The organism is Methanothermobacter sp. EMTCatA1, assembly GCF_002356395.1.
Lineage (GTDB): Archaea > Methanobacteriota > Methanobacteria > Methanobacteriales > Methanothermobacteraceae > Methanothermobacter > Methanothermobacter thermautotrophicus.
Genome location: NZ_AP018336.1, coordinates 754,395 through 777,166 on the forward strand (window position 1 = coordinate 754,395; position 22,772 = coordinate 777,166).

The following is a 22,772-nucleotide window of genomic DNA, read 5'->3' on the forward strand; positions in this document are numbered from 1 at the left end:
ATTATTTTTGAAGATCAGAATGGTAGCTCTGCGTAAACGCCCTTTATAAATGCACTGGACCTGTCCCAGTTATTCACTGTTCCCAGGGAATTTGAGAAACTTGTTGCATCGGCGTCATACCATCTTCCATTGACGTACAGCTGTCCCCAGACGTGTCCATAGGTGTTACCACTCCTGAATACACAGTTACCATGCATGTACCTCGCGGGTATACCTGCCGCCCTTGCAAGGGCAACAAGAAGGTGTGTATGGTCGCAGCAATTTGCTGATCCACTGTGGAGTGTACCAACGGCGCCTTTACGTGTATTGTAGTAGAAACTGTAGTCTATGCTGTCACGGACCCAGTTAAAGATCCTTACCGCCTTATCATAGGTTGAGTTACAGCCTGATGTGAGGTTACTGCTCAGAGAAGAGATCTCCTCATCCGAAACCTGGCAGTTATCGGTTTCCTTCAGATAATCAGAGAGCTCTGCGTATCCGACCCTTGTAACCTTTCTGTATCGTGTCTCGGTAACCCAGCGGTAGGTCTTTTTGTACCGGGTCACATAGGTGTAGGCATAGGTGTAACGGACCCTGTATTTCCCCTTCCGGTAGTAGTAGGTCCTGGTGGCCTTTTTAACCTTCACCCTGTAGGGCTTAAGGTAGGATACCTTCACCCGCACCTTATAGGGGACGTATTCATGGTAGGTGTAGTTCACTGTGGTCGATGCTGATGCCTTTGTATATGCAGCACTTGTGTTTCCGGTTGTACTGGATGTTAGATTTGATTCAGCTGCATTCACATCTCCAGCGGGCAGTACCACTACTCCGAGAAGCAGCAGTAATGCAAGTATCGAGTGACGCTTAATTTTACCGCCTCCATTCATGGGAAAGATATCCCCATGGACAGTTAAAGGTTGTCCATGAAATACTTATAAATTTTGGTGGCCATGACCTGGGTCAGTGATAGACATATATTGTGGGAGGCGTACCGCCGTCACAGAGTTATTAGAGTTGGCCGACAGCACTGGATTATCATATCAGTTAAGGCATCTAAACCATAACACCTTATTAAATCAGTTCACCAAAGTAATTATCACAGTCAAGTCAATTAAGGTGATCAAGATGATAAGTGTGGGTATTATCGGAGCCAGTGGATACACTGGAGGTGAACTGCTGCGACTCCTCGAGAACCACAGGGAGGTGGAGGTGGTCTCAGCCACATCGAGGCAGTACAGTGGTGTCCCCGTGTCGAGGGTGCATCCACACCTCCAGGACACTGACCTGAAGTTTGAGGACGTCGGTGCCGGGGAAATAGACGCGGACCTTGTCTTCACAGCCACCCCCCACGGGGCCTCAATGAAGATCGTCCCCCAGCTTATAGAGAGGGGTATAAGGGTGGTGGACCTCAGCGGTGACTACCGCTTTGATGACACTGAAACCTATGAGGAATGGTATGGAATCGAACACGAAAGCCCCCTCGACGCGGTTTATGGTCTTCCTGAGATACACAGGGAGGAGATAGCCTCCGCAGATCTTGTGGCAAATCCTGGCTGTTTCCCGACGGGTGCAATACTCGCATGTCTCCCCCTGGTATATGAGAAGATTGCAGACACATTCATAATTGATTCGAAGACCGGGGTGAGTGGTGCGGGTGTTAAGCCAACAGCCCTGACCCATTACCCTCACTGCAGTGATAATGTAATCCCCTACAATGTAACAGGCCACAGGCACACACCGGAGATAAGGCAGGAACTCTCAAGGCTGAATCCTGTGAGGCTCAGCTTCACCCCCCACCTCGTCCCGGTGACAAGGGGCATCCTTACAACAGCCCACACCTTCCTCCTTGAGGACCTGAAACAGGGCGAAATCGCAGACATATTCAGGGGATTCTATGATGGAGAACCCTTTGTAAGGGTTGTTGAGGGTATCCCTGGGCTCAGTGCAGTCAGGGGCTCCAACTTCTGCCACATCGGATGCTTCGAGGTTGATGATAATCAGAGGGCTGTTATAGTATCAGCCATAGACAACCTTGTGAAGGGCGCATCCGGTCAGGCCATCCAGAACATGAACATAATGTTCGGGTTCAGGGAGGTCGAGGGTCTTGATTTCCCCGGGATGTACCCATAGCAGAGCACCGTTATTAAATGGACAGAAATATATATGATGCCATCAAATCCCATCCCTAGGTGACGAAGCCGAGTGATATGATGAAAACGTGTGTAATTTATTATTCTCGCAGCGGGAACACTGCAATGGTTGCAAGGACCCTTGCAGAGGAACTGGATGCTGATCTTATCGAGATCAGGGACCTTGATGATAGAAAAGGATTCATGAGCAGTTTCAGATCATCCATAGATGCACTTCGAGAGTCAAAGACACCCATCAAGCCCGAAAAGGTCGACCTCTCAGGTTACGACCTTGTATACCTTGGAACACCCACCTGGGCAGGTAAACCCTCCCCCGCAATAATAACACTCATAGACAGGGTGGATTTCCTTGGGAAGGACGTGATACTTTTCACCACCATGAGCCGGCAGGGCGGTGAGGGTGCGATAGAGCGAATGGCAGAGAAGATAGGGGCACGGGGAGGAAGGATAATAAATTTCTTCATCCAGAAAACCGCGGGCAAAGAACTCATCCAGGTGAGGGAGGATACCCTCAGAATAATCAATGAGAAGGACCTGAAGATATACGAAGCCAGGTGATCTATTTGACAGATAGGACAAACTTTAAAGGTGATCGTCTTGATTGACCGCATTTTAAAGTCATACAGGCCACTCATAGCCATACCAGCAGCCATAACTGTAATTGCGCTACTTCTCGTTGTCTTCAATGGACTCAACGAGAGCGTGGACCTCAAGGGTGGAGCCCTTGCAGAGCTGACCCTCGAGAAGAGCGTTACCCAGGCCGAACTGGAATCCCTCCTCAGGGAGAAACTGGGCACAGGAGACATTAAGGTCCTCTCCATAAGGGGGGAAAGGGCGACGGTACAGTTCGGTACAGACATGGATGTTGTGAAGGTGAGTGAAGCCCTCAGGGGTACCGCAACCATCAACAGTTACAAGGCAGTCGGTCCTGTTCTGAGCAAACAGGCCATGAACCAGATCTACTGGGCCATTGGCTTCGCATTCCTCTTCATGTCGGTGACGGTTTTCATAATATTCAGGGACCCGGTCCCCTCACTGGCAGTTATACTCGCAGCAGCATCTGATATCATAATAGCCGTGGGTGGGATGTCACTCTTCGGCATACCCCTCTCACTGGCATCTGTCGGTGCGATACTGATGCTCATAGGTTACAGCGTGGACACAGACATACTCCTTACCACAAGGGTCCTTAAACGCAGGAAGGGGACCATAAACGAGAGGGCCCTGGGGGCCATGAAGACGGGTGTTACAATGTCCATAGCTGCAATCGCATCAATGGCAGCGCTGTACCTTGTGACGGTATTTGTGATGCCCGAGGCCAGGGTGCTGAGTGATATAGCAGCAGTCCTGATAATTGGGCTCCTGGCGGATATCCTGACCACATGGCTCATGAACCTTGGAATTCTGAGGTGGTACCTGGAGGTTAGATCATGAACAGGAAGGTATCAAAGTTTCTTAAGGATTACAGGGTGATACTCCTCATAGTCCTTGTGGCGGCGAGTGTCACTGCAATATCAACCATGGGTATTCAGCAGGGACTTGACCTTCAGGGAGGGTCACTCATACAGATACAGCTCGAAAGGCCGGTTGATGCCGCCACCATGAACACCGTAACCAGTGTACTTGATAAGAGGCTCAACATATTCGGTGTGAAGGATGTGAAGGTGCGTGCAAGTGGAGACCAGAACGTTATAGTTGAAATTGCTGGCGTCCAGCCGGACCAGGTCGCAGATATAGTTGGTAAACCCGGTAAGTTTGAGGCAAAGATAGGTAACGAGACCGTTCTCACAGGCGCAGATATTGTGAGCGTCCAGCCCCCCATAATAACCGGGAATGAATGGGAGGTCCCATTCAGACTCTCAACAGATGGCGCCAGGAAGTTCGCAGAGGCAGCCAGGGGCAAGGCAGGAGAACCCGTTAAGATGTACCTGGACGACCGCCTCATAACAGCCCCTGAAATATCAGCCGAGGTTGCCACTGGAAAACCGGTCACAGATGTCAGGATAACAGGGGCAGAGAACAGCAAGGCAGAGGCCGAGGTCCAGGCGAAGGAGATAGAGACCCTCCTCAAATCAGGTTCGCTGCCGGTTAAGGTTAAGATAGTCGGTGTGAGCAGCGTATCCCCTGAACTCGGAAAACAGTTCGCAGAGGGTGCAGTGATCGCCGGGCTTCTCGCGGTTCTGGCAATAGCGGTGATACTCATAGTGAGGTACCGCAGCCCAATCCTCGTCCTGCCAATATTTTTCACAACCCTCGCAGAGCTCCTGCTTATACTGGGGGCGGCTGCTGTTATCCGGTGGAACATCGACCTTGCAGCCATAGCAGGTATACTGGCAGCGATAGGTACCGGGGTGGACGACCAGATAATCATAACAGACGAGGTCCTCTCGGGTGAGGGCCGCAGAACAAGGAGGAAGTTCAGGATAAAGGACGCCTTCTTCATAATATTCGCATCAGCAGGTACCCTCATAGCTGCAATGCTTCCACTGGCATACATAGGCTTTTCAAGGGGTGCCACAGGTATAGGTCTCCTTGCTGGCTTTGCATTCACAACGGTCCTCGGAGTCATCATAGGAGTCTTCATCACAAGACCAGTGTATGCAAGGTTCATTGAAACCTTCAACGTTGCTGGAAGAAAATAGGAGGGTCCTCACCAGTGAAGGGGAATAGGGGATGTCCCTTCCCCATTCAACGTCAGATAATAAGAGGGATGGATATGAAGAAACCCTTTGAACTGAGGGTCAAACCAATAAAGAACGGAACAGTTATCGATCATATAACCGCAAACAGATCTCTGAATGTCCTCAACATCCTTGGGCTCCCTGATGGGCGCAGCAAGGTGACCGTTGCCATGAATATGGATTCCTCCCAGCTTGGATCCAAGGACATAGTTAAAATAGAGAACAGGGAACTCAAACCCTCGGAGGTTGACCAGATAGCCCTCATAGCCCCCAGAGCTACAATAAACATTGTGAGGGATTATAAGATTGTTGAGAAGGCCAAGGTGAGGCTCATGGATGAGGTGAGGGGCATCCTCAGATGTCCCAACCCCAACTGCATCACAAACAGTGACGAGGGTGTCGAGAACCGTTTCTACGTCATCTCAGAGGAACCCGTTCTCCTACGCTGCTACTACTGTGAGCGCCTCATTGAGGCAGATGAGATAGAGTCACAGTTCTAGGAGTTATACCATGATATGTGAATACCCTGGAAAGCCAGATCACCCAGAGCCAGTCACAGTTCCGGGAGTGATACCATGAGATGGAAGTTAACTGTCATTCTGGTGGCATTCCTCCTTTTAGTTTCACCTGCCTCTGCAGCAGTTTTTGTAACGGACCCGTCCCATGCTGTCATAACTGCACCTGCAGCGGCCCATACAGATGGCAGGCTGATAATCAGCAGTTACACGCCTGAGAAGTCTGTGGTGAAGTATCTCAGGGGGCAGAGCCCGGTGGTTGTCGGTGACATAAGGTTGAACGGGATCAGGATCCCTGCGAGGACATCTTCACTTGCACGTTACTGGACCCGGAGCGACGTGGTTGTTCTGGGGACAGGGTCAGACATTTCAGCAGCATACCTTGCAATAAAAAACGATGCCCCCCTGCTCATAGCTGGTAAAACATTACCAGCAGCCACCAGGACAGAAATAAAACGTTTAAAGCCCAGGAGTATAATCATATGCGCATCTCCGTCAGCCATACCGTCCTCATCCCTGAGGGGTCTTGGAATACCCTGCAGGAGGGTCTGGTATGGAAGTGATGCTGCAACCCTCAGCGCAGTCCAGCCAGCATCTTCACAGAAGGTATCAGCACCAAGGACACTTCTGCCGGTTGCCATGACAATCTGGAAGACCAGGGCATCCTACAGTACTTCAACAGGAGTGAGGGTCAACGGCACATCCCTCTGGTCTTCAGGGTACCCCACAACCTCGATTATAATGAACCGTTACGCATCAGGCACCCCAGAAACCATATACATAAGCTCTGACAGGCTCAGTGGTGTGAATGGCAGGAGCCTGATGGAGTCCATAAGGACCGAGATAAGTGGTTCAGCCAGGGTCATAATTGATGAGAAGTCACCCGCCCCTGGAGAGGCTGACCGGGCGATTAAGAACGCCCCGAAGGGTTCGCTGGCTGTTTACATAGCTGCAGCATGTCCCGGCACAATGTACGGTGTTGTGTCGGGGGTGAAGAAAGGGTACCTGAGATCCTATGCCAGTGGACTTGATGGTATCGTCTATGTGAACTATGGAAGTCTCAACCTTGCCTCGACGGGATACCTGCCGAGGGCCTGGGACGACAACTTCTCCAGCGCATACTTCGCAGGGATAAATGAACCTGCAAGATTCCTGAGGGATGCAGGTATACTTCTCATAGAACCCAAGAACTTCAGCCGTGATGAACAGATACACCTCACAGCCATGAAGCTGATTGACTATGCCTACTCTGCAGATGGAGATCACCTGGGGGATATGGATACCTCCAGATACGTTGCAAGGCATGAGATTGACCCCACAACGCTATCCACAGACGCCAGGAGAATAGTCATGGGAGAGGCCACGTTAATGCCCCGGCAGGAATGGGTATACCTTGCATCACAGTACATTGCAGGGCTCCCCATAAGGAAGAACACCACAGGGATATCCGATGCCTCATCATCCACCAACACCTACACCGGGACACTATCAAGGACAGAGTACCGTGACGTTGCAAGGAGGGTCTATGAGTTCACCAGGAGTAATGGCAGGCTCCCAGCATATGTGCAGGTGGGTGCTGATAAGATCGGCAGGGATGAATACACAGCCATGTTTGCACAGATAATCCAGAACCACACCGAAAGGAGCAGGATGGTGTTCCCATCCTCTGTGAAGGTCGGTGAAAGCCTGATTGATAATGTGGTGGAGTTCATAAAGGATCTGATCACCTGAACCTTCCATTTTTTCAAAAAAACCGTTAAAAAGGATAAAAATGAACCCTTCATTTTTCAGAAAAAAGCCTGAAAAGGATAGGAAGCTTAAATAGAGACTACTCTTAAGATCAGATGACCCCGTTGTACTTGAGGAAGCCTATCATCTGGGTATAGGATTTTGTGACACTTCCAGATGCCACTGAGCCATGGGGAGATCTGACCTCAGCGGTCACTGCAGGGATACCTGCAAGGTTGCATACATCCTCAAGGGCTCCCGGATAATCCTTACCTGCAACCTTGGCCGGTATGAAGGCTGAACCGCTGTAACGGCTCATCTGGTATGCCATGCGGTAGCTTTCATAGGTGGGAATCCTCGTACAGAGGATTGACGTTTTCCCCGGCACTCCCCCAGGCCTTGTTGAATGGAAGTCACCGACTGCATCCACGTCCCTTGAAAGTGCAATCTGGAGTATCCTGTTTGTGGGTGTCCCCCTGATATTCGCTATGCTGTTGGGGTTCTTACCCTTCCAGTATCTGTAGGTTTTCGCGGTGGATGATGGTATGAGGAAGGGTACAACGTAGACAGTGCCTCTGATATTTTTGCCAGATAGGTAGTTTATGAGTTTCACAGCAGCTATGGACGCTGGGAGTTCATTTCCATGGACACCCGCCACTATTATAACCTTCTTCCCCCCTCCATTTCCAAATGTGAACATGGGTGTTCCCTTTCTGGCTGCCTGGAACACCTCGGACGTTACCTTGGTCCTGGGGGAGTACTTCTTTATGTAGTAGTTCTTTGACACATCTCCCCCTGTACCCGTGTAGATTATCTCAGTTTTGAGGGCTGATGCTACCTGAAGAGTGGAGAATAGAAGCACAGCCGAAAATAGGAGGGTCATGATTTTAAGCCGTGAGTTTTTCATAATTTCACCTTTGATATAGGTATGTTATCTCCGATATAAAAAATAATCCAGAAATTGAATAACAGCAGCATGTGTTCTTAAGATCAGGAAAGGCACCATCATAAAACTGAAACTATATGGCGTGCCAGACGCCTTGCAAGTGCCATTATGGTCAGTATGGGTGGAGCGCCAGGCGCCTCTGGCAGCACACTCGCATCGGCCACAAAGAGGCCCCCAATGGAGGTCTCCAGGTTCTCATCAACAACCTCCCCCAGGGAAGCGGTACCACCAGGGTGGGCACCCCTGGGTCCCGTGGACCTCAACGTGCCTGCCCCAACACCGGCCCGTGAGAGTATGCTCCCTGCAATGGCTGCACCCCCTGAGAGGAGACTGATGTCCCTGCCGGTGTGGTGCTTGACAATCCTGTCGGCCTCCACACGCCCAGATCTCTCATCGGCTATCTTAACCATGATACCCAGGACGTTCCTCCTATCATCCTCAGGGAACAGGAGGGTTGAGAAGTGGGGTGAGAGTATAACACCATCAAGTTCTATGAGGGCATTCATCTGGACCTCATCACAGAACCCCACCCCCTCAAGTATGCCCCCCACGGTCACAAAGGTGTCCATGAAGAGTCCGTTACCTGCATCTATACCCGCCCTCATGAGTATCCTGGGGGTTTCGATGGCTCCGGCTGCCAGCACAACCGTTTCATCATGGAAATCTCCCCGGGATGTTTTCAGACCCGAAACTGATCCATTCCTGACAATTATGTTCTTTGCCTCGGTTTCTTCAATGAGAACAGCCCCGTGTTCAACTGCCTCATCAAGAAATCTCCTTGCAGACCACTTAGCAGCCCTCGGGCATCCGAATGAGCATTTACCGCAAGGCCTGCATTTATCAGGGTCTATGAATTTAGGCATCTTCCTCACACCAAGACCCAGGGATTCTGCAGCATCCATTATCAGGGCTGTGCCCCTGCCGGTGTGGGTGTCTGGAAGCTCCCCCACCCTAAGTTCAGCCTCAATGGCATGGAGGTCCTCTGTTATGTCAACCCCATAGTCCTTAAGGGTGTTCTCAAGGACCCTGACAGCGTTTCCTGCGGCAACGAGGGTTGACCCTCCAGCGCAGCTTGCCCTCAGGATGTCCACATCGGGGGATTCATCATAGCAGAGGAATGCATCAGAATCCTTAACACAGGGGCCCCTCTCAATTACGGTAACGTCAATGCCCCGGATGGCAAGTTCCCTTGCAAGGGTTGCACCCCCAGCACCGGAGCCAACCACAAGGACCATGATAGTTCCCTCTTTTCAGCTATCAATCAAGGAGCACTATGGCCTTTGTGGGGCAGGAGTTTACACAGAAGCTGCAGCCGATACATTTCTTGTCATCGAGGACTATCTCCCAGTCATCCTCGATACATATGGCGCCAACCGGGCAGAGGGATACGCAGGCACCGCAGTCCATGCACTTCTCACGGTCCTTCTTAACGACCCTCACTGCCGGGTGCACCTCTATACCGGCCTCCTCTATGAAGTCTATCCCCTCCCTCTCCTCGGGGCCGCTGATCTCAACAAGCATCTTACCCCCGCGGGGTGTGATGTTTGCCCTCAGGATGTTGAACTCGATGTCATACTTCTTTATGGCTTCTGATATTATTGACTTGTTAACAATGTTCGGTGAGAATTTAAGCCAGGCCTTCATATTGATTCTCCCCTGTTATCAACTTTCCCTATTAACCTTGAAATGTCCTCCGCGGTCACTATACCCTTAACGCGGTTTTCATCATCAACTATGGGTAAACCTGAAATGTTATACTTATCTATACGTCTTGCAACAACGTCTACAGGCTCATTTTCCCTTGCAACAACCACCTTGCGGGTCATGATATCCCTGAGTTTCCTCTTACCCCTTGCCACGGCGTCTGCAATGTCCCATGATGTTACGATACCCCTCAGGACGCCCTCACTGTCAACGACGGGTATGTGGTTTATGTTATTGTCAACCATCTTCCTGGCCACATCCTTAAGGTCGTCCTCCTGGTGGGTTATGATGACCGGTTTGCTCTCAAGTTCCCGCACCATGATGGAGGGTCTTCTTATCTCAAGGGGGCGGGTGGCTGATCTTGAGGGTAGGCGCTTAACTGGCTCTGTGAGCAGGAAGTCGCCCCTTTCAATCCATGATTTGAGTTCCTCTGCAATCTTCAGGGCCCTCCTGATTGAGGAGAGTGGTGATGCCGGGACCTCCATGCCATTTATCTCAATCTTCCCTGATTTGAGCTCCTTATAATTGGTCTCCTTCACCACAGGCCTTGATCTCCCTGGTACACCATAATCAATGACCCTGCAGACTATATCCTCATCTGATATTCCTGTTGAAGCCGCTATGTCCTCGTTGAGTACTGGTATTGGTATGCCGGCACCCACGTAGAGTGTTGGGCCGTACCTGGGCATTGTGGCTCCCCTCACATATTCTGGATCCATCTCCTTCATGTTACCCTTCAGCATGAGGGTGCCTGATGGGGAAACAGGTACACCATTTCTCCTCTCAGCCTCTGTTGAGTGCTGGGTACCCTCCCCCACTATGTAGCCCTCTGCGCCGCAGAGGAATATCCTTGTGCCGACACCTATGGTCTGGAAGTAGGGGTCATTGAGGAGGGGGCTGAGTTCCCCCGCACTGGAGTAGGTGACATTTCCATAGTTGGGGAGCAGTGTTCCCATGTAGGTGTAGAGTGTCTCCTGTGTGGAGTTGACCGCCACTGCATAGTTCTGGTAGCAGTTCCTCGGGTTAACCATGACCGCCTGGTTTATGGTCTCAAGGCTTATGAGTGTCTCAACATTCTTGAGGGGGTAGCAGTCTGTTCCATAGGCCTCTGCCACCAGTTCAACCTCCTTCCCCCTTATGAGGTCCTCTATTACATGTGAGCCCCCATAGTCAAGCCCTATGTCCGGGTCACGGTTTGGCTGTGCTGCGCCTATGTAGGCGTCAACTGCCGCGAGTCCAGAGTAAGCCTCAACACCATTGAGGTAGGTCCTTGACATCTTTATGGGAGGATCTGAGTGTCCGAAGTTGAGGAAAGCGCCTGACGAACACATAGCACCAAATGTACCTGTTGTAACAACATCAACTTCCTTTGCAGCGTCCATGGGGCCGTTTTCAGCAACTATCCTTGTCATCTCGGCTGCGGTGACAACCACAGCATCCCCATCCCTGATCTTCTGGTTTATCTCCTCAATTGTCTTCAATATACCACATCCGGTTCTATCTATAAAATGAACTGGTTACTGGTATATGGATGTTCATTTAAATATTTATTGAGTTCATGGAACCCCTGCATGTGGGCCTCAGCGTGACATCAAAAGAATCATAAGCACCCACCTACAGAACTAATAAGAGAAACTTTTGAAGGCTGATGGGAAATGGAGATTGACACTGATTATCTTGGCAGCATACTCATGGACATAGAGGATAGGGTGGAATATGCAGATATAAGGGCTGGCACCTCCCGGACCAGTTCTATTCTGATGAAGGACGGTAACCTGCAGGAGGTTAAATCCGGGAGAGCCTCTGGTTTCAGGATAAGGGTGCTGAGGAATGGTTCATGGGGATTTGCCTTTACAGATGAACCCTCCAGGCTCGGTGAAATGGCCCTTAAGGCCATAAAGATGGCCGGGTCCCTCAGGGGCGATGTCCAGGTGGGTTCAGGTGCCCCCTGCGTTGATAAAACCAGGGTAAGGTCATCCCGGCCGCCCTCAGATGTCCCGGCAGCTGAGAAGCGGGAGCTGGTATCAGATGCACACCATGCCGCATCAGTTGATGGTGTCGTGAGCACCACTGTGAGCTACGTTGACATGGAGAGCTCATCTGCCTTCCTGAACTCAGAGGGGTCACTCATTGAGATGGATGAGACCCGGGTCGCCCTCTTTCTAAACGCTGTTGCATCGGATGGCTCAGGGATACAGTTCGGCCATAAGAGCTGCGGTGGAACCGGCGGCTTCGAAATACTGGAGAGGGAGGACATAGAGGAGCTCGGTCGCAGGACCGGAGAAAAGGCTGTCAGGCTCCTCAAGGCGAGTTCGCCGCCATCAGGACGCTTTGATATAGTAACTGACCCCGAACTTACGGGTGTATTCATACATGAGGCACTGGGGCATGCAGCAGAGGCGGACCTCATACTGCAGGGTGACTCAATACTCGAGGGTAAACTGGGGGAGAAGATTGCCTCTGAGGGTGTTACCATCATCGACGACCCTACGATTGATGGTTTTGGGAGTTACAGCTACGATGCAGAGGGTGTGAGGGCCAGTGAAACCGTTCTAGTGGAGAACGGCGTCCTCACTTCACTCCTTAACTCCAGGGAAACAGCCTTCAAACTTGGTCTTGAACCATCAGGGAATGCCCGTTCAGCCATAGGGGACCAGCCCATTGTCAGGATGAGCAACACATACCTCAAACCAGGCGATTTATCCTTCGATGAACTCATAGAGGATATCCGGAATGGTGTCTACCTGAGGGGTTCAAGGGGGGGCCAGGTGGATACCGGTAAGGGTATCTTCCAGTTCAATGCTGCTGAGTCATTCCGTATACAGGATGGTGAAATTGCAGAACCCGTGAAGGACGTCTCCCTCTCAGGAAACGTCCTGGAGACCCTCAAAAATGTTGACGGGGTCGGTTCAGACTTCAGGCTGGGGATCGGCTTCTGCGGGAAATCCGGGCAGAGCGTCCCTGTGGGCGATGGGGGCCCCCACGTGAGGATAAGGAATGCCATGGTGGGTGGAACATGAAGTACGCGCCATTATCCAGGGATGAAGGTAGAATTCTTGTTAAAATCGCGAGGATGGCCATAGAGGAGCACCTGCGTGGATCAGAAAACCTCAGACTCCCTGATGATCTCCCTGATGTTTTCAGGGAAAAGAGAGGAGTTTTCGTTACACTTGAGAAGAACGGGAATCTGAGGGGATGTATAGGTTATCCAGAACCTGTGAAACCCCTTATTGATGCCCTTGTTGAGGTCGCCATATCTGCTGCGACAGGTGACCCCAGGTTTCCCCCTGTTAAACCTGAGGAACTCGGGGATATAGATGTTGAGGTTAGTGTGCTGACACCGCCAGAGCCCCTTGAGGTTGAAAGTCCGGCAGATTACCCCCGCCTCATAAGGGTCGGTGTCGACGGTCTGATCGTTGAGAGGGGATGGGCTAGGGGACTTCTCCTTCCACAGGTCGCCACGGAGTGGGGCTGGGACGCTGAGGAGTTCCTCTGCAACACATGTATGAAGGCGGGTCTTCCGCCAGACTGCTTCTATGACCCTGAAACCAGAGTCTACAGGTTCCAGGCCCAGATATTCCATGAAGATGATTAAAGTCCATGCTGAAGCTAATTACTCATGAGGGGATTAAAAATATCCCCACACATTAAGATAAATAGATCCGCAGAAGTTACAGGTTTAATGAGAGTGATTTTATGATCATACCCACAGTTCCAACAACAGATGAACTTCTTGATAAGGGATTCCGGAGGGCCAGAAAGGCCGCGTCCCTTAAACGGAGTTCAAAGATTCCTGGCCAGAAGAAGGCCAAGGTTATTGAGTCAACACGTGTCCAGACAGCATGTCAGGTCATAAGGGACCGGTTGAAGATGATAATCCAGAGAATACCTGATATAGAGTCCCTCCCAGAGTTCTACCAGGACTACATAGACGTGACCGTGGGGGTGGATGAACTCAAAAAATCCCTCGGGGCACTTAACTGGGCTGTTGGAATACTTAACCAGCTGGAATCAGATTACATGACCCGTATAAAACGTTCAAAACCGTCTGATGCATCCCGTCTTAGGCGGGAGGCCTTCGGCAGGATATCATCAGTGATAAAGAGGATCGAGGGCGACCTTGACTTTCTCGACTTTGCAAAGAATAAGTTGAGAAACATGCCCACAGTGGACCTTGACGCCTTCACGGTCGTTATAGCAGGCTTCCCCAACGTTGGAAAATCCACGCTCCTAAGGACCCTCACCGGTGCAGAGCCTGAGGTGGCAGATTACCCCTTCACCACCAAGGGGATCCAGATAGGTCACCTTGAGCGGAAATGGAAGAGGATACAGGTTATAGACACGCCGGGGCTCCTGGACAGGCCGGTTGAGGATATGAACAACATAGAACTCCAGGCCATGGTCGCCCTTGAGAACATAGCAGATGTGATAATGTTCATCTTTGACGCCTCTGAAACATGTGGATACACCCTTGAAAGCCAGTACAGCCTTTACCTCGGCATAAGGAGCGTCTTTGACATCCCCATTGTCACGGTCTTCAACAAGATGGACCTTGCAGAAAATGTTAAGTATCTGGAAGAATATATTAATAGTGTTGAAGATCCACTGAAAGTTTCTGCATTCGAGGGCAGAGGGGTCTCCAAGATAATAAAAAAACTGGAGGGGTTATATGAAAAAGAAACTCGAGAAACCCATGACAATGTTTGAGAAAAGAAGGCTGATGGCTGAGAAGATGATGGAAGACATGATAAAGAACATGAGGGAGATGCAGAAAGAGTTTGAGAAGAAGATCTCAGAGTACGCAGAGAACATACCTGAAAAACTCAGTATGGACGTCATGGAAACAGATGATGCCATAATCATCAAAACCGACCTTCCAGGTGTTAAGAAGGAGGACATCAACATAGAACTAACCGAAAACACCATATCCATATCAGCAGTCTTTGAGGAGGAAGTCGAAATCGAAGAGGCCGATTTCATCAAGAAGGAAAGGAAGTACGGTGAAGCAAAAAGGGAGATGAGACTACCTGAAAAGATCAGGGTCGAAGATGCTAAGGCCAAATTTGAAAACGGTGTCCTCACAGTTGAACTTCCAAAGGTTGAGGTCAAAAAGAAACAGACCCTAAAGGTGGAATAAAACCACCAAACTCATTTTTTTAGGAAAATCCGTGAAAAGCGAAGGTTGAATGGAAACCACCAGCAGCTCATCTGGAGATCATATTAACTGCTCACTGACCCTCCTAATTTTACACCTCACCTGAGATATAAGGAAACAGTTCCTGCCAAAAAATGTGCTGGAGGGGGCTAGTATCTCACCTTACCTATGTGCCTGGTACTGCCCGGGTCCTCACCGTTGAAATGGGCGAGGTAGTACACGAACCATTCGAGGGGTACTGCAAGTACAAAGGGTGAGAGGAGTCCGTTAAGGTCAGAGTAATCTGACATCCGGAATACAAGGTTCTCAGCGCCCAGGTTCTCACAGAAACGCAGGGCCCTCTCTGTCAGCTCATCACCCGGCAGCCCCGATTCAAGGAATATAACAGGGACCCCCTCCTCAACCCTTTCAATGAGTCCATGTCTGAATTCTCCAGAATACAGTGGACAAGCATGCTTCAGGGCCCCCTCCATGAGCATCGTCATTGCGAGTTTGTAGGCCAGTCCATAGTTAGGACCGCTCCCCATACAGTAGAATATATCCTCACCGGCATATTCCTCTGCAAGATCCCTGCACTCAACCTCTGTTCTCCTCAGCAGATCCTCAACCTCACCGGGTAGTTTCTCAAGTTCTCCCATTATCTCATCTGATTTTTCATCACTGTACATCCCGAAGAGTATCCTGTAGAGGGCCAGGAGCTGTGTCATGTAGGTCTTGGTGCCGAGTATTGCCTCCTCACGCCCGCATCGGGTCACTATGGTCTCCATGGATTCAGATGCCATGGTGCTGCCGGGTTCATTGGTTATGGTAACGGTTCTAAGTCCGAGTTCATTCGCCCTCCTGAGTGCTGCGAGGGTATCCGCGGTCTCACCCGACTGTGAGGTGAATATGACCGCAGAGTCACTGTAATCAATCTGTCTGTGATAGTAGAACTCATAGCCAGTCATAACATCCATGTTTACCTCATAGTTCATGGCGATTGCATCCCTTGCACTGTAACAGGTCGAAAGTGAACTGCCACACCCAACAAGGTATATACGTCTGCATTCAAGGATTTCATCGGATATATATGCCATTCTGTCCCCTTCAGACTTCAGGGTCCTCCTAAGAGACTCTGGCTGCTCCATGAGTTCATTGAACATCTTATACTTCATCTTATATCCCCTTTAAACTTTTATATTCCCTGAGTATCCTGATGGCAAGCTCTGCAACTTCAACAGCATCCCTGCCGGTGAGTACTATCATGGGCTCCTTACCCCATGCCCCCCTGTGGTATATGACGTCTGGAGGGGACTCTGAGTTCCTGAGGGCCTCCTCAACACCCCATGGTATGCTGCCCCCCTCAGTATCCCTCACAATGTCGGGTTCCCTGCTACGGTCATAGGATGAGACCACAAGACCCATATCCTCACATATACTGATTATACTCTCATCAAATTTAATATTAAGTGCACTTCTCCTCGCCGGGAGGTGTTCATTAAGGGCTATTATGAAGCGGGCCATGTGCGAGGAAGCCCCGTATTCAGGGTCGCGGCACGCGAAGGCCCTTCCCTGAAACTCAGTGATCCTCCCCGGGACCGCAGCAACATCCTCTGGACCGCAGGGATTACTCCTCGCCATTACAATATTTGACCTCACCTCAGGTATGAGGATTCCGAAGTCCTCTGCAGAGGAGATCATCTCAAGAGCCCTTCTAACATTTTCTATCTCCATGATCATCACTCAAGAGAATATTTACAGTAAAAGAATTATATGTGGATCAGTAATTTATAATTATAATCTTGAGGTGTTCACATGGAGAAGGTAAAGGAATTCAGGGGTATAAAGGAGCATCTCGGTGTATTCCGGGAGGCAGTTAAGGATGCTGAGAGAATAGGCTTTGCAGGAGTTCCCGGGGTATGCACACCCTTCGCCCAGTTATTCGCATACGCTGTGCGGGACAAGGATAACATATTCATACCCAATACAGATTTCAGTAAGGCCAGGAAGCTCGAATTAACTGAATATGGTGTTGAACTCGGCGAAATAAGCCCCGGGAAGGTGGATGTCCTTGTACTCCTCGGGGGTCTCTCAATGCCGGGTATAGGCTCAGACATCGAGGATGTTAAAAAACTGGTTGAAGATGCCCTGGAAGAAGGAGGGGAGCTTATGGGGCTCTGCTACATGGACATGTTCGCCAGGGCTGGCTGGTACGAGCTCCTTGACTTTGACTGTGTCATCAATGCAGACATAGATGGTTACGTCCTCAGGGGCTGAGGGGTTTACTTGTCCGGTGCTCTGAAAGAAAATCCCGGTAAGCCCTCTGAAGTTGAATACACCCACTTCAAGGACCTGCAGGCCCTGGAAATGGAGAGGGGACGGCTCTACGAGACCATCGTCGTGACCTGGGACGGTTCAATGGTGGGGAACGCGGCCCCCATAGGTGTGCTATGCACCGGTGAAGATACAGTGACACTCTACCTCTACCAGGGGACCCGTACAGTGGAGAATGTGCTGGATAATGGGCGTTTCACCGTTAACGTGACCCTTGACCCCCTCATATTCACCGATTCAACACTGGGTGACCTTGATGAGGACATGTTCAGCCATTACAGGGATTTCCTTCACCTCAGGGGTGCCGATGCATTCTTCACTGCAGAGGTTGTTTCTGTGAAGAAGCTGGTGAAGAGGGACCGGTTCGGTGAGTCAGAACTTCATGTTGTGAAGGCACGTGCAGGTGATGTTATGAGGGCTGAAAGCTTCAGGATGGTCCTCAACCGTGGCATATACGCTGTTATTGAGTCACTGATAGCCTATACGCGAGCTGAATTTTCAGACCCTCTGGTCCTCAGGGAGAGGATCGCTGAGATGAACAGGGTTGCAAGGAAGGTCGGGGGCCCCAGGGAGAAGGAGGCCATGAGGAGGATAATCCAGGCCCTTGAATCAAGGATATCATGAGATTGCTGCCCAATGAAAAGTAACTGACCACTATCAGGACACGAGAACATCCACAGAAAAGTAACTGACCACTATCAGGACACGAGAACATCCACAGAAAAGTAACTGACCACTATCAGGACACGAGAACATCCACAAATTCAAATTTCTCAACATCAAAGAGACCCCTATCCCCTATCTTCAGCCTGGGGATGACGAGGAGCGAGAGGAAGGACATGGTCATGAAGGGTGCGCTGAGGCGTGACCCGAGCTGTTCAGTGAAAGTGTTGAGGTTCTCAAATCCATCTGCAACCTCAAATACATCCCCATCTGACATCAGACCTGCCACAGGAAGCTGAAGGACCCTGTGATCATCCTCTGCGACCGCCACAAGACCCCCTCCTGCTTTTTTAAGTATATCAACCGCCCTCTTCATCAGCTCAGGATCCACTCCCACCACGATCAGGTTGTGTGAGTCATGGGCAACCGTTGATGCTATTGCCCCCTCCTGGAGACCGAATCCATGAACGAAGCCGCTGGAGATATTACCCCTCCCGTACCTGTCAAGGACAGATACCCTGAGGATATCTGAGGACGTGTCGGCCTGCACAGCGCCGTCCTCAACTTCAAGGGTTGCAATTGACTCTTCAGTTATGAGCTGGCCGTCCAGTACGTCTATGACCCTCACAGTGGCCTCATCACCCTCAGCCCTGACATCCAGCCTCTCAACTGGAAAATCAGGCACTTCAAGTTTCCGGGGGGGTGCCCTGGTTCCCCCACGTCTCCTGATGAGGTATCTTCCCTCCTCTGCAACCGGTCTGCCATCTATGTAGACCCTCTTAACGTTGAAGTCCCTGAGGCTGTCAACCACCACGAAGTCAGCATCCCATCCAGGCGCTATTGCCCCTGTGCTGAGGCCGTAGTGCTCCGCAGGGTTTATGGTGACCATCTGCACAGCGCTTACAGGGTCAATACCATAATCAACCGCCCTCCTCAGTATTCTGTCCATGTACCCCTCCAGCAGATCGGCGGGGTGGATGTCATCGGATACCAGGAAGTCACACCCTGCAGCGGCAAGGTCCCGGAGGTTCCTCGCGCTTGATCCCTCACGTGCCATTATCTTCATTCCAAGTCTCCTCTTCTCAAGGACCTCCTCGGGGCTCACACATTCATGATCAGTGGATATCCCCGCCCCTATGTAGGTGCACAGTTCATCCCCTGAGAGGAGGGGGGCATGTCCATCAACCGGCATGTTAAGGTCCCTTGCAGCCTCTATCTTAGCCATGACCCCATCATCACCGGCTATGACTCCCGGGAAGTTCATCATCTCGCCGAGGGCCACCACTGAATCCATTCTGAGTAGTTCCTCTATCTCCCTCGCTGTGATCTCTGCCCCGGCAGTTTCAAAGGGGGTTGCGGGTACACATGATGGTGCTGTGAAATAGAATTTCATTGGTGTTGCTGCAGCATCATCTATCATGAACCTCACACCATCCACGCCCATGACGTTTGCTATCTCATGGGGGTCCGATATGGTTGAGACAGTGCCATGGGGTATGGCTGCCGCTGCAAATGAGGATGGTGTGAGCATTGAACTTTCAATGTGCAGGTGGGCGTCTATGAAGCCGGGGAGGATTATATCAGAAAAGTTTCCGCTGATGCTTCGAACACACCTCACCCTTCCACCGGCCACCTCTATCTCAGCGGGGTAGATGTCGCCGGTGAAGACGTTGAGGATGTTCCCCCTTATCATTCAATCCCCCAGGCCGTTCATCTTTTTGATTTCGTGGAGGAGAATGGGTATGAATGCACCCACATCTGTAACCACGCTCACAGCCTGGGAGCTGCCCCTGTCAGAGAGCTTTGTAACGGTTGCAGGGTTTATATCCACGCATATTGTTTTAACGCGTGAGGGGAGTATGTTGCCGGTTGCGATGGAGTGGAGCATGGTGGCTATCATTATGACCATATCCAGGTCCTGGACGTATTTCCTCATCTCATTCTGGGCCTCCATCACATCGGTTATGACATCAGGGAGTGGTCCGTCATCCCTTATTGAACCGGCAAGCACAAAGGGCACATCATTCTTTACGCACTCATAAATTATCCCAGATGTTAGAACGCCCTGCTCCACAGCATCCCTTATTGAACCGGCACGGTTTATCTCATTAATCGCGTTTATATGGTGCCTGTGGCCCCTGCTCACCGCCTCACCCCTATCTATATCAACTCCGAGGGAGGTCCCGTAGAGTGCGCATTCAATGTCATGGGTTGCCAGGGCGTTTCCTGCGAACAGGACGTCTATGAATCCCAGACGTATCATCTCTGCAATGATAGGGGCTGAGCCTGCGTGTACGATGGCTGGTCCACCGACGAGACCTATCCTGCCGCCTCTCTTTTTTATATCAGTTATTTCAGAGGCGATCTTCTTTATTGTGGTCACGAGGGGCTTCTCACTTGACACTTCACTGCCCATGAATTCAAAGACGCCCTGCTTTCCCCTGGGCCTCTCTGGGGGGACAACCTTTATGCCCTCCCTTCCAACAACCACAAGGTCCCCCTTCTTTATCTCCCTTATGGGTTTGCACCGGGCTGTTCTGCTCTCCGGGTCAACCACTATCATGCAGTCCATCTCTATTCCCTCAACCTCCACCCATTCACCGCCATGGTAGATGAAGGTCTGATGGTTGGTGGTGGAGTAGAAGTCGTCAGGCAGAACCCTGTCCATGGGTGCACTCTGGAGTTCAGCCTCCTTTATTTCTGCTATAGATGCCCCTATCTCACCCAGTTCATCCAGTATCTGGTTAAGTAGTGAGGGTGTCTCCGCCTCAACGAGTATCCTTGCATGGCTTGGATCCGATTTTCTCTTACCTATATCGATTTCAAGTATCTGGAAGTCCCCGCCCATATCCATTATTATATCAAGGGCCCTGGGGAGTATTAGACTGTCAATTATATGACCCCTGAGCTCCACCTCTCTTGTATTCATGATAACACCACTTGAGACTGATCATTAAGTGGTTGGCCTCCAAGATATATAAAATCTGCTGGGGCCATTGCTGAAATAGGAGGGATTAACTGAACTCAGATGTGACACATGGAATGTAAAAGGAACAGTGGGGACTTGATGGATTCAGAGGAGTGTTAGAAGGTCGTAGATTATCTTGGCGGCGTTTACAGATGTTGGGTCAGCCAGGCCGCCCGATGCGACCTCAACCACATCAAGGCCCACCACATCCTTACCTGAGAGTGCGAGGACAAGTTCCTCCATTATGTGGGGTGTGAGTCCGGCGGGTGCCGGGTTACCCACAGATGGAGCATAGGCGGGGTCAAGGACATCCATGTCCACTGAAAGGTAGACCGGGCCCCTGATACCATCTATGAGTTCAATGGCGCCGGCAGGGTTCCCCATGACCTCATGGGCCATGCAGAACCTGACACCCTCCTCCCCTGCAAATTCCGCCTCCTCTGCTGATGCTGATCTGATCCCTATCTGTACTATCTCGGCTCCAAGCTCATGGACCCTCCTCATGACGGTGGCGTGTGAGTACCTTTCTCCTGCGTAGGTATCTGCCAGGTCCATGTGGGCATCCAGGTGAACCACCGTCAGGGAATCATGTTCAGGCAGATTCTCGATCACCGGGAGGGTGACCGTGTGCTCACCGCCAATTATGAGTGGTTTAAGGCCCATATCCAGGACTTCAGACACAGAATCCCCTATGAAACCCGCGGTTTTGATGAAGTTGCCAGGGGAAACCTCAACGTCTCCAAAATCAAAACTTTTAACCTCTACATTCTCTGAAAAACGAAGGTTGTATGCTTCGAAGCTGTATGACGCCTCCCTGACAGCCATTGGCCCGAAACGTGCCCCCGGCACATATGTTGTTGTGGAATCGAAGGGGACCCCCATTATTCCAAAGGAGAGTTCCGGGATCCTTTCAGGGTCTGTGGTGGAAAAAGCAAATTTAAGGGGCTCATGGGTGTGGAGAAGCATTTCAGGTGTCCTTCCAGAACTGTAAAAAGGAAATTGATGGGGGTTTACCCCTTGGTCCTCATGAGTTTCCTCTGGCCGAGGGCCTCGATGTACTCAACCTCAACACCCTCAACCAGCTGTTCACTCAGTTCATCAGGTATTGGTGTTTCAAAGGTCTCATAGGTTTCAAGGTCCATTAACTGGACGTCTCCACCCATTATGGCAATGACCTGAGCTGTCCTCTTGTCTATTATAGGTATGTCCACCTTTGAATCGACTGGCTTAACGAAGCTCCTCTTCTGGTTGTCGAAGATCCCCACAGCTTCCACACGGGCCTTCGCTGATCCGTGTTTCCCGGGGGATGATGTTGAGATGTTTGTGATCTTTGATGCCTCTCCATCAATGATCACGTACTTTCCAACCTTAAGCGTTTTAACTTCAACCACTTTCTTTGACATTAATCTTACCTCCTGTTAGAATGAGTGATGTGGGACTTCAATGTATATCTATTAATTCAGTGGACATTATATAAAAGCTTTATAGGAATTCAGTAAGCTGATTATGGTGATTGTAATGAAGGTTGCTATAACATCAGGTGCCGCAGAAGGACCCACAAAGCTCAATGCCTTTGACAACGCACTCCTGGAGGCTGGAATCGGAGACGTGAACCTGATAAAGGTTTCAAGCATACTCCCAAGGAACACGAGGATAGTGGAGCTTCCAGAGCTTGAACCCGGATCAATGGTGAACTGTGTCCTCTCACACATGGTTTCAGAGAGAAGGGGTGACCTCATATCTGCTGCGGTCGCTGTGGCCACCTCCAGTGACTTCGGGTGTGTCGTTGAGAACTCCGGCGTCAACAGGGACCCTGAGGATGTGAGGAGTGAAGCCATCTCAATGGTCAGATACATGATGTCAGTGCGGGGCCTTGAAATAAATGAATTAATAGTAGAAGAGACAAATCATGTTGTTGAGAAATGCGGTGCTGCTGTATCTGCCGTCGTATATCTTGATTGAACTCAGGA

Annotated in this window: 24 protein-coding genes; 13 read left to right on the forward strand and 11 right to left on the reverse strand. The window is 50.6% G+C overall.

Annotated features, from left to right (window positions below; all coding sequences use genetic code 11):
- Positions 1-14: 14 nt before the first annotated feature.
- Positions 15-866, reverse strand: coding sequence for a transglutaminase family protein (locus tag tca_RS03995; protein WP_286709173.1), 852 nt, complete (start codon positions 864-866; stop codon positions 15-17).
- A gap of 238 nt (positions 867-1,104) precedes the next feature.
- Here tca_RS03995 and argC point away from each other — a divergent pair, with 238 nt between their 5' ends.
- From argC to tca_RS04025, 6 genes are all read left to right on the forward strand, one after another.
- Positions 1,105-2,109, forward strand: a complete 1,005-nt coding sequence (gene argC, locus tca_RS04000) for an N-acetyl-gamma-glutamyl-phosphate reductase (RefSeq protein WP_048175523.1) — start codon at positions 1,105-1,107, stop codon at positions 2,107-2,109.
- 80 nt (positions 2,110-2,189) lie between these two features.
- Positions 2,190-2,687, forward strand: a complete 498-nt coding sequence (locus tag tca_RS04005; RefSeq protein ID WP_048175524.1) for a flavodoxin — start codon at positions 2,190-2,192, stop codon at positions 2,685-2,687.
- Positions 2,688-2,720: 33 nt separating this feature from the next.
- Positions 2,721-3,563 carry a protein translocase subunit SecF gene (locus tca_RS04010; RefSeq protein WP_115892509.1) on the forward strand — a complete coding sequence of 281 codons (843 nt, stop codon included), beginning with the start codon at positions 2,721-2,723 and terminating at the stop codon, positions 3,561-3,563.
- Positions 3,560-4,771, forward strand: a complete 1,212-nt coding sequence (locus tca_RS04015; RefSeq protein ID WP_286709174.1) for a preprotein translocase subunit SecD — start codon at positions 3,560-3,562, stop codon at positions 4,769-4,771. The genes tca_RS04010 and tca_RS04015 overlap by 4 nt, the downstream gene beginning before the upstream one ends.
- A gap of 68 nt (positions 4,772-4,839) precedes the next feature.
- Positions 4,840-5,310 (forward strand): aspartate carbamoyltransferase regulatory subunit, encoded by a 471-nt coding sequence (gene pyrI / locus tca_RS04020; protein WP_394295914.1) that lies wholly within the window; start codon positions 4,840-4,842, stop codon positions 5,308-5,310.
- Between the two features lie 75 nt (positions 5,311-5,385).
- On the forward strand, positions 5,386-7,056 hold the full coding sequence (locus tca_RS04025; protein WP_286709175.1) for a pseudomurein-binding repeat-containing protein: 1,671 nt from the start codon (positions 5,386-5,388) through the stop codon (positions 7,054-7,056).
- Between the two features lie 109 nt (positions 7,057-7,165).
- On the opposite strand, the gene tca_RS04030 is transcribed toward tca_RS04025, so the two are convergent.
- The 4 genes from tca_RS04030 to tca_RS04045 form a co-directional block, all read right to left on the reverse strand.
- Positions 7,166-7,960 carry a succinylglutamate desuccinylase/aspartoacylase family protein gene (locus tca_RS04030; protein ID WP_286709176.1) on the reverse strand — a complete coding sequence of 265 codons (795 nt, stop codon included), beginning with the start codon at positions 7,958-7,960 and terminating at the stop codon, positions 7,166-7,168.
- Positions 7,961-8,058: 98 nt separating this feature from the next.
- Positions 8,059-9,234, reverse strand: a complete 1,176-nt coding sequence (locus tca_RS04035; RefSeq protein ID WP_286709177.1) for an FAD-dependent oxidoreductase — start codon at positions 9,232-9,234, stop codon at positions 8,059-8,061.
- 22 nt (positions 9,235-9,256) lie between these two features.
- On the reverse strand, positions 9,257-9,643 hold the full coding sequence (locus tca_RS04040; RefSeq protein WP_269899758.1) for a 4Fe-4S binding protein: 387 nt from the start codon (positions 9,641-9,643) through the stop codon (positions 9,257-9,259).
- Positions 9,640-11,184, reverse strand: a complete 1,545-nt coding sequence (locus tca_RS04045; RefSeq protein WP_286709178.1) for a homocysteine biosynthesis protein — start codon at positions 11,182-11,184, stop codon at positions 9,640-9,642. The genes tca_RS04040 and tca_RS04045 overlap by 4 nt, the downstream gene beginning before the upstream one ends.
- Positions 11,185-11,358: 174 nt before the next feature.
- Between tca_RS04045 and tca_RS04050 the strand changes: the two genes are divergently transcribed.
- The 4 genes from tca_RS04050 to tca_RS04065 all read left to right on the forward strand — a co-directional run bounded on the left by tca_RS04050 (position 11,359) and on the right by tca_RS04065 (position 14,840).
- On the forward strand, positions 11,359-12,723 hold the full coding sequence (locus tca_RS04050; protein WP_286709179.1) for a TldD/PmbA family protein: 1,365 nt from the start codon (positions 11,359-11,361) through the stop codon (positions 12,721-12,723).
- Positions 12,720-13,298, forward strand: a complete 579-nt coding sequence (locus tag tca_RS04055) for a TIGR00296 family protein (protein ID WP_286709180.1) — start codon at positions 12,720-12,722, stop codon at positions 13,296-13,298. Before tca_RS04050 ends, tca_RS04055 begins: the two co-directional genes overlap by 4 nt.
- 101 nt (positions 13,299-13,399) lie before the next feature.
- A complete protein-coding gene (locus tag tca_RS04060; protein WP_286709181.1) occupies positions 13,400-14,410 on the forward strand; it encodes an NOG1 family protein in 1,011 nt (336 codons plus the stop codon).
- The gene (locus tca_RS04065) at positions 14,373-14,840 is read left to right on the forward strand and encodes an Hsp20/alpha crystallin family protein (RefSeq protein ID WP_245942796.1); all 468 of its coding nucleotides are present in this window, start codon (positions 14,373-14,375) and stop codon (positions 14,838-14,840) included. The genes tca_RS04060 and tca_RS04065 overlap by 38 nt, the downstream gene beginning before the upstream one ends.
- Positions 14,841-15,007: 167 nt before the next feature.
- Here the strand turns inward: tca_RS04065 and tca_RS04070 are convergent, their stop codons facing one another.
- Together tca_RS04070 and tca_RS04075 are read right to left on the reverse strand one after the other, a co-directional pair.
- A complete protein-coding gene (locus tca_RS04070; protein ID WP_269899764.1) occupies positions 15,008-16,012 on the reverse strand; it encodes an SIS domain-containing protein in 1,005 nt (334 codons plus the stop codon).
- Between the two features lies 1 nt (position 16,013).
- Entirely contained in the window at positions 16,014-16,571 is a 558-nt protein-coding gene (locus tca_RS04075) for a thiamine-phosphate synthase family protein (protein ID WP_286709182.1), read from the reverse strand.
- Positions 16,572-16,652: 81 nt separating this feature from the next.
- Here tca_RS04075 and tca_RS04080 point away from each other — a divergent pair, with 81 nt between their 5' ends.
- Positions 16,653-17,114, forward strand: coding sequence for a DUF2124 family protein (locus tag tca_RS04080; protein WP_115892127.1), 462 nt, complete (start codon positions 16,653-16,655; stop codon positions 17,112-17,114).
- A 9-nt stretch (positions 17,115-17,123) separates the two neighbouring features.
- On the forward strand, positions 17,124-17,795 hold the full coding sequence (locus tca_RS04085) for a DUF447 domain-containing protein (protein ID WP_286709183.1): 672 nt from the start codon (positions 17,124-17,126) through the stop codon (positions 17,793-17,795).
- Positions 17,796-17,910: 115 nt separating this feature from the next.
- On the opposite strand, the gene ade is transcribed toward tca_RS04085, so the two are convergent.
- The 4 genes from ade to eif5A all read right to left on the reverse strand — a co-directional run bounded on the left by ade (position 17,911) and on the right by eif5A (position 22,205).
- Positions 17,911-19,527, reverse strand: a complete 1,617-nt coding sequence (ade, locus tag tca_RS04090) for an adenine deaminase (protein ID WP_286709184.1) — start codon at positions 19,525-19,527, stop codon at positions 17,911-17,913.
- Positions 19,528-20,763 carry a TIGR00300 family protein gene (locus tag tca_RS04095; RefSeq protein WP_286709185.1) on the reverse strand — a complete coding sequence of 412 codons (1,236 nt, stop codon included), beginning with the start codon at positions 20,761-20,763 and terminating at the stop codon, positions 19,528-19,530. It abuts the gene before it with no gap.
- A gap of 144 nt (positions 20,764-20,907) precedes the next feature.
- A complete protein-coding gene (gene speB / locus tca_RS04100; RefSeq protein ID WP_286709186.1) occupies positions 20,908-21,768 on the reverse strand; it encodes an agmatinase in 861 nt (286 codons plus the stop codon).
- Between the two features lie 44 nt (positions 21,769-21,812).
- Complete coding sequence (gene eif5A / locus tca_RS04105) at positions 21,813-22,205, reverse strand: translation initiation factor IF-5A (RefSeq protein WP_010876502.1); 393 nt, start codon at positions 22,203-22,205, stop codon at positions 21,813-21,815.
- Between the two features lie 115 nt (positions 22,206-22,320).
- On the opposite strand from eif5A, the gene tca_RS04110 reads away from it, so the two are divergent.
- Positions 22,321-22,764 carry a pyruvoyl-dependent arginine decarboxylase gene (locus tag tca_RS04110; protein ID WP_269899770.1) on the forward strand — a complete coding sequence of 148 codons (444 nt, stop codon included), beginning with the start codon at positions 22,321-22,323 and terminating at the stop codon, positions 22,762-22,764.
- Positions 22,765-22,772 lie beyond the last annotated feature (8 nt).

Bases quoted from the DNA above. Each gene is read 5' to 3' on its own strand.
- pyrI (WP_394295914.1), top strand. From the start codon at position 4,840: ATGGATATGAAGAAACCCTTTGAACTGAGGGTCAAACCAATAAAGAAC.
- ade (WP_286709184.1), bottom strand. From the start codon at position 19,527: ATGATAAGGGGGAACATCCTCAACGTCTTCACCGGCGACATCTACCCC.
- tca_RS04025 (WP_286709175.1), top strand. From the start codon at position 5,386: ATGAGATGGAAGTTAACTGTCATTCTGGTGGCATTCCTCCTTTTAGTT.
- tca_RS04070 (WP_269899764.1), bottom strand. From the start codon at position 16,012: ATGAAGTATAAGATGTTCAATGAACTCATGGAGCAGCCAGAGTCTCTT.
- tca_RS04050 (WP_286709179.1), top strand. From the start codon at position 11,359: ATGGAGATTGACACTGATTATCTTGGCAGCATACTCATGGACATAGAG.
- tca_RS04080 (WP_115892127.1), top strand. From the start codon at position 16,653: ATGGAGAAGGTAAAGGAATTCAGGGGTATAAAGGAGCATCTCGGTGTA.
- tca_RS04075 (WP_286709182.1), bottom strand. From the start codon at position 16,571: ATGGAGATAGAAAATGTTAGAAGGGCTCTTGAGATGATCTCCTCTGCA.
- tca_RS04060 (WP_286709181.1), top strand. From the start codon at position 13,400: ATGATCATACCCACAGTTCCAACAACAGATGAACTTCTTGATAAGGGA.
- tca_RS04015 (WP_286709174.1), top strand. From the start codon at position 3,560: ATGAACAGGAAGGTATCAAAGTTTCTTAAGGATTACAGGGTGATACTC.
- tca_RS04095 (WP_286709185.1), bottom strand. From the start codon at position 20,763: ATGAATACAAGAGAGGTGGAGCTCAGGGGTCATATAATTGACAGTCTA.
- tca_RS04030 (WP_286709176.1), bottom strand. From the start codon at position 7,960: ATGAAAAACTCACGGCTTAAAATCATGACCCTCCTATTTTCGGCTGTG.
- tca_RS04040 (WP_269899758.1), bottom strand. From the start codon at position 9,643: ATGAAGGCCTGGCTTAAATTCTCACCGAACATTGTTAACAAGTCAATA.
- tca_RS03995 (WP_286709173.1), bottom strand. From the start codon at position 866: ATGAATGGAGGCGGTAAAATTAAGCGTCACTCGATACTTGCATTACTG.
- tca_RS04035 (WP_286709177.1), bottom strand. From the start codon at position 9,234: ATGGTCCTTGTGGTTGGCTCCGGTGCTGGGGGTGCAACCCTTGCAAGG.
- speB (WP_286709186.1), bottom strand. From the start codon at position 21,768: ATGCTTCTCCACACCCATGAGCCCCTTAAATTTGCTTTTTCCACCACA.
- tca_RS04065 (WP_245942796.1), top strand. From the start codon at position 14,373: ATGAAAAAGAAACTCGAGAAACCCATGACAATGTTTGAGAAAAGAAGG.
- tca_RS04110 (WP_269899770.1), top strand. From the start codon at position 22,321: ATGAAGGTTGCTATAACATCAGGTGCCGCAGAAGGACCCACAAAGCTC.
- argC (WP_048175523.1), top strand. From the start codon at position 1,105: ATGATAAGTGTGGGTATTATCGGAGCCAGTGGATACACTGGAGGTGAA.
- tca_RS04055 (WP_286709180.1), top strand. From the start codon at position 12,720: ATGAAGTACGCGCCATTATCCAGGGATGAAGGTAGAATTCTTGTTAAA.
- tca_RS04005 (WP_048175524.1), top strand. From the start codon at position 2,190: ATGAAAACGTGTGTAATTTATTATTCTCGCAGCGGGAACACTGCAATG.
- eif5A (WP_010876502.1), bottom strand. From the start codon at position 22,205: ATGTCAAAGAAAGTGGTTGAAGTTAAAACGCTTAAGGTTGGAAAGTAC.